At 65.9% G+C, this 5,425-nt stretch carries 3 protein-coding genes; 2 read left to right on the plus strand and 1 reads right to left on the minus strand.

The window, feature by feature from the left end:
• Positions 1 to 388: 388 nt before the first annotated feature.
• On the plus strand, positions 389 to 700 hold the full coding sequence (locus KF833_24290) for an EthD family reductase (protein ID MBX3748438.1): 312 nt from the start codon (positions 389 to 391) through the stop codon (positions 698 to 700).
• 36 nt (positions 701 to 736) lie between these two features.
• Here KF833_24290 and KF833_24295 read toward each other — a convergent pair whose 3' ends face one another.
• Complete coding sequence (locus KF833_24295) at positions 737 to 3,322, minus strand: DUF1553 domain-containing protein (protein MBX3748439.1); 2,586 nt, start codon at positions 3,320 to 3,322, stop codon at positions 737 to 739.
• 688 nt (positions 3,323 to 4,010) lie between these two features.
• Between KF833_24295 and KF833_24300 the strand changes: the two genes are divergently transcribed.
• Positions 4,011 to 5,270: an FAD-dependent oxidoreductase gene (locus KF833_24300; protein ID MBX3748440.1), complete on the plus strand. Its 1,260-nt coding sequence runs from the start codon at positions 4,011 to 4,013 to the stop codon at positions 5,268 to 5,270.
• The last annotated feature ends 155 nt before the right edge of the window (positions 5,271 to 5,425 follow it).

The raw sequence follows: 5,425 nt of genomic DNA on the forward strand, positions 1-5,425 counted from the left end.
GGGGCTCACCGTATTGCGCGATCTGCGAGTGGATGCGGTTGGTTAGATTGCCATCTGGGGCGATTCACCGGGTATTGCACGATCCGGCCGTGGGGAATTGGAAGACCCGTGCCGATCCTGAACTCGATCTTGAACGACTGGCCTAAAGGATCGGCTAGGGCGCAGCTTCACCACGCGAAGCAACCCGGTGTACAATTCTACGCTCCCATCACGCGCACGTTGGCGACAGAGTCATCACCCACCAACTCCCCGGCAAACTGTCTCCGTTTGCCGCGGGTCACCAAGCGATACGCAGCCCCCGCGTCAATGGCCGTTCCCGGTCGCTCGTCCCGACTCGCGGCACCCCGGGATTGTCCCCACCTGGCCCGCCTGACACGCTCGCCTCACCATGGTGCGTCTCCTCGTCCTGTATGGGCATCCGAAGGACCCCGCCGCCTTCGACCATTACTATGCCGAAGCCCACATCCCCATCGCGAAAAGGATGAAGGGCCTCCGCAAGTGGACCATCGGCAAGGTGACGGGCACGCCCGACGACAAACCCAGTCCGTACTACTACGTCGCCGACCTCTACATGGAGAGCCGCGCCGAGTTCGAAGCACTCCTCGCCTCGCCCGAGGGTCAGGCCGCTGTCGCCGATGTCCCGAAGTACGCAACCGGCGGCGTGACCTTCCTGTACACTGACATCGAGGAGGTTCTTTGATCTCCGGCAGGGCGGTTTCGATCCCGTTCCCGACGTTCAGTCCACGAACACGAACTCGTTCACGTTCAGCAGCGCGCGGCAAAGTTGCACCAGGTCTGAGCCCTTGAGGAACCGACGGCACGCCATCATCTCCTCCGGGTCCGGCTCCCGTTGAAGCGCCCGGACGAAGGCCCGGCGCACCTGTGCTTCCGGATCGGATCCCGCCTCCGCCAGGACCCGCTCCCCCAGGGCTTGCGCCGCCGCGATCGCCTCGTCCCCGTTCAACAGCGTCAACGCCTGTGGAGCCACGATCGACGACGTCCGTTGCGGGCAGGACACCGAATTCTCCGGCTGATCAAAGGTCTCGAGAAACGGCAGCCGCACCGTGCGCTTCTGCACGAGATATAAGCTTCGCACCGGCCGTTCCCCCGCCGGCGAGGGATACCAACCCTTGGTTTTCTCCGCGTTGTCGTCCAGGAACGCCGGGTTGGCCTTGAGAATGTCCGGTGGCAGATCCAGCCACACCGGCCGCCCACCCGGCACGTCCCGCAACCGTCCTGACACCCCCAGCAACGCATCGCGCAACTGCTCCGCCGACAGCCGGCGCAACGGTCGCGGGCCCACGAATGCCCCGGCTTCCGCCAACCCCGGCGAACCACCTTCCGCCTCCACCCGTGACGTCTGCCGGTACGCCGCACTGGTCAGGATCAGCCGGTGCAACCCCTTCAGCGACCAACCCTGTGCCATGAACTCCCGCGCCAGCCAGTCCAGCAGTTCCGGATGACCCGGCCGCGCTCCCGCCCAGCCGAAGTCGTTCGGGGTCGTCACCAACCCCTCGCCCATCAGCCACTGCCACACCCGGTTTACCATCACCCGCGCCGTCAGCGGGTTGTCCGGCGAGGCGATCCAGTGCGCCAGCGTCCAGCGCCGCCCCGTGGTCGCCGGGTTCGGAGGAGCTTCGATGACGGCGGGATTGGGATCCAGAATCGACGGGTATCCGGGGGACACCAGGTCCCGCTCGGACCGGGGATCCCCCTGGAAATGGATGCGCGTCGCCGGTACCGGGCCCGACCGGTCGGTGGCCAGCAATCCCCTCGTGAATGCCGGCCGCGCCTTGCGTTTCGCCTCGATCTCCCGGCCCAGAAGCGCGTGCCGTTCCCGTTCCTCCCCGGTTGCCGCCTCGGCAATCTCCTTTTCGCCCGGCTCGATCCGCCGTTCGATTGCCTCGGCCCGCTCCCCAGAATCCAGTGCCCGTGCCAGCAACCGGCGCTCCTCGTCCGTAAGCGCCGCCACCCGTTCCGCCCGCAACCGATCCTTCACCACCCCCCAGATCGCCTCGCGTTCCCTCTCCAACGGTTCAATCTCCCGGTCAATCTCCTCCTGCCGTCCCCGGATCGCCTCCTGTTCGTCCGCCAGATCCAGCGCCAGGGCATCGCCATACTCGACCGGCTCGAAGAATGCCCGCAGCCGGAAATGGTCCGCCTGCGACAGCGGATCGTATTTGTGATCGTGGCACCGGCAGCAACTCAGTGTCAGGCCGAGGAAGGCGCTGCCCGTGGTCTCAGTGAGGTCAGATAACCATTCCGACCGCGCCCGGGCCTGCTCGTTGAACAGGCTCGCCGAATTGTCCTGCGGCCCAATCCGAAGGTATCCCGTGGCGATCAGCAAATCCCGCTCCGCGGCGGTGCGCGGCGCCCCCGCCAGCATCTCGTCCCCTGCCAGTTGCTCGACCAGGAACCGGTCGTACGGCTTGTCCGCATTGAACGATCGCACCACGTAATCCCGGAACCGCCATGCCTCCGGTCGAAACTCGTCCCAATCGAATCCGTTGCTGTCGCTGTACCGCACCACATCCAGCCACAACCGCGCCAGATGCTCCCCGTACCGCGGCGAATGCAGCAGCCGGTCCACCCACCGCTCATACGCCCCGGGCGCCCGGTCCCGCAGGAACCATTCCAGTTCCTCCGGCGACGGCGGCATCCCCGTGAGCTCGAAAAACAACCGCCGCACCAGCGTCCGCCGATCCGCCTCGGGCGCCATCCTCCGGGCGCTTGTGGAACCCGATGCCGACGCCCGGAGAAAAGCGTCGATGGGATGCGCGGATTCCGGCCGACCCTCGCGCCCCGCATTCACCGGCACCGCGGGCTTCGCCAGCGGACGAAGCGACCACAGGTCCAGCCGCTGCCCATGAAACAGCCGGACGATCGGATTGCGCGGATCGCTCCAGGCGTCACCCAGTCGTTCTCCGTCCTCAGGCGCTGCCGGGCCTCCGGCGGGCCCTTGGACCGCCTCCGGCCAGGGAGCCCCTTCCCGGATCCACCGTTCGAGCGCCTTCACATCGGCATCCGCCAATCGTTCCTTGGGGGGCATCGCCAGATCCTCCCGGGCATGGCGCACCGCCAGCATCAGCAACGAATCCTCCGGCCGCCCCGGCACCACCGCCGGCCCCTCGTAGCCCCCAGCCAGCGCCGCCTCCCGCGAATCCAGCCGCAGCCCTCCCTTCCTTTGGTCCGGGCCATGACACCCCACGCACCGCGCCTCGATCAGCGGCCGAACCCGTTCGTGAAACAGCACCTCCTCCGCACTCCCCCATTCGGTCACCAACCCGAAAACCAGAATGAGGGACCACACACGAGGCTTCACGGGCCCGATGTTGAGCAGGTTCCACCGCCAGCGAACAGCCCCGAGATCGCTCCAACAAGGCACGACGCGACGCACAATGTCGAAACCGGATCGCTGATCGGGATGGCCGGATGGGAATACGTCCCGCTGGCTCAAGACACCCAGGCATATTGCCAGGTTCGTCATTGTTGACCCAGGTATATTGCCAGGTTCGGCATTGGGCATTGTTGACCGCCAGACCTCATGGCTCGGCTGAGCCACAACTTCCCTGGCTTATACAAATTGCCAGGCGTTTTACATTTGACTGAGTTTAGCACAATATGCCCGGCTGTTAATTGTTGATTGTTGACCCGGAATCTTGAGGCAGACCGTCACCGTGGAGACCCGGCGGGGGGGCAGAGCTCAGCCGTATCCATGCAGTAAGGAGGAAAGCGATGGCACCGCAGATTCTCGGGCAGAAAGAGGGGTGAGCGAGGCGCGTAGCGGAACGCAGATACGGAACGAGCGATCGATGAAGCTCTTGCCCGAAAAGATCAAGCCAGCGCGCGGGGCGGGCACAAGCGCGCGGGTAGCCCATCCCCATCCTCCACTCCCGACGCGACACCCGGTGGTCCCTGGGCCACGCTCGCTGTCGCTGCGGAGCGCGCCCTTGATCCGGCCATCGCCAAAAGACCCGCTCCCGCGTCTTAGCATCCACCCCAACCCACCCATGACCTCTCCCCGCTCCCTTGTCGTCCTTGGCGGTGGCGTCATCGGCCTCGCCACCGCCTTCCATGCGGCCCGCCGGGGACTCCGCGTGACCTTGCTCGAACGACTTGGACCGGACCGTGATGGTTGTTCCTTCGGCAATGCCGGCATGGTCTGCCCCAGTCACTTCGTTCCCCTCGCCGCACCCGGGGCGGTTGTCCAGGCCATCCGATGGATGGCCAATCCCAAGTCTCCGTTCTATCTCAAACCCCGTCTCGATCTCGACCTCCTGGCCTGGGCCTGCCGTTTCTGGCGTTCCGCCAATGCCGCCCATGTCCGGCGCGCCGCCCCTCTCCTGCGTGACCTTGCCCTCGCCAGTCGCGAGGATTTCGCGTCCATCGCCTCCCTGCCCGGCTCCGATTTCGGCCTCGTCCGACAAGGCCTCCTCATGCTCTGCCGCACCCGGCACGCCCTCGACGACGAATCCCGCCTGGCGGAACAGGCAAGGCGCCTCGGTCTCGAGGCCGAAGTGCTCACCCCCGGCGGCGTTGCCGCACTGGAACCGGACCTCACGCTCGACATCGTCGGCGGTGTTCACTTTCCCCAGGATTGTCACCTCGTCCCCGACCGGTTCCTCGCCGCTCTGCACCACCACGCCGTCCAGGCCGGCGCGCAATTCGTCTGGAACAGCGAAGTCACCGGATGGCGCACCGAGGGCGGACGGATCGTGGCCGCCCGCACGGCGCAGGACGAATGGCCGGCTGACACCTTCGTGCTCTGCGGCGGTTCGTGGTCACCCCGCCTCGCCCAGCCCCTCGGCCTGCGGCTTCCCATCCAGGCCGGCAAAGGCTACAGCCTCACCCTGCCCCACCCCCGCCAACTCCCCAGGCACTGTGCCATCCTCACTGAAGCCCGCATCGCAGTCACCCCAATGAGCGGGGCCCTCCGCTTCGGCGGCACCATGGAGATCGCAGGCCTCGACGAATCCATCAATCCCCTCCGCGTCCAGGGCATCCTCGACGCCATCCCCAACTATCTCCCCGCCTTCCAACCCCAGGATTTTCATGGGATTCCGCCCTGGCGCGGCCTGCGTCCGGTCAGCCCCGATGGACTCCCTTACCTCGGCCGGTCCCGGCGCTGGCCCAACCTCATTGTCGCCACCGGCCACGCCATGCTCGGCCTCAGCCTCGCCCCGGTCACCGGCCAGATCGTCGCCCGCCTCGCCACCGGCGAACCGCCCGGCTTCGACCTGACCCCCGTCGATCCCGACCGCTTCGCCTAGCCTCACTTCCTCCCGAATTGAGCCAAAACATCGACTTTGCTGGCGTTTTGCCAAATTGTGTAGCAAGTAAAATATGACGATAATCCAACTCGGATGTTGACTTCCAATGGACATCTGAATATGTATGTAGCCCGTGTTCGTTCAGGCCACCTCTT

It is taken from the genome of Verrucomicrobiia bacterium, assembly GCA_019634625.1.
GTDB lineage: Bacteria > Verrucomicrobiota > Verrucomicrobiia > Limisphaerales > CAIMTB01 > CAIMTB01.

What these genes read in the sequence shown, in the direction of transcription:
- KF833_24290 (MBX3748438.1), top strand. Translation starts at nt 389, where the DNA reads ATGGTGCGTCTCCTCGTCCTGTATGGGCATCCGAAGGACCCCGCCGCC.
- KF833_24300 (MBX3748440.1), top strand. Translation starts at nt 4,011, where the DNA reads ATGACCTCTCCCCGCTCCCTTGTCGTCCTTGGCGGTGGCGTCATCGGC.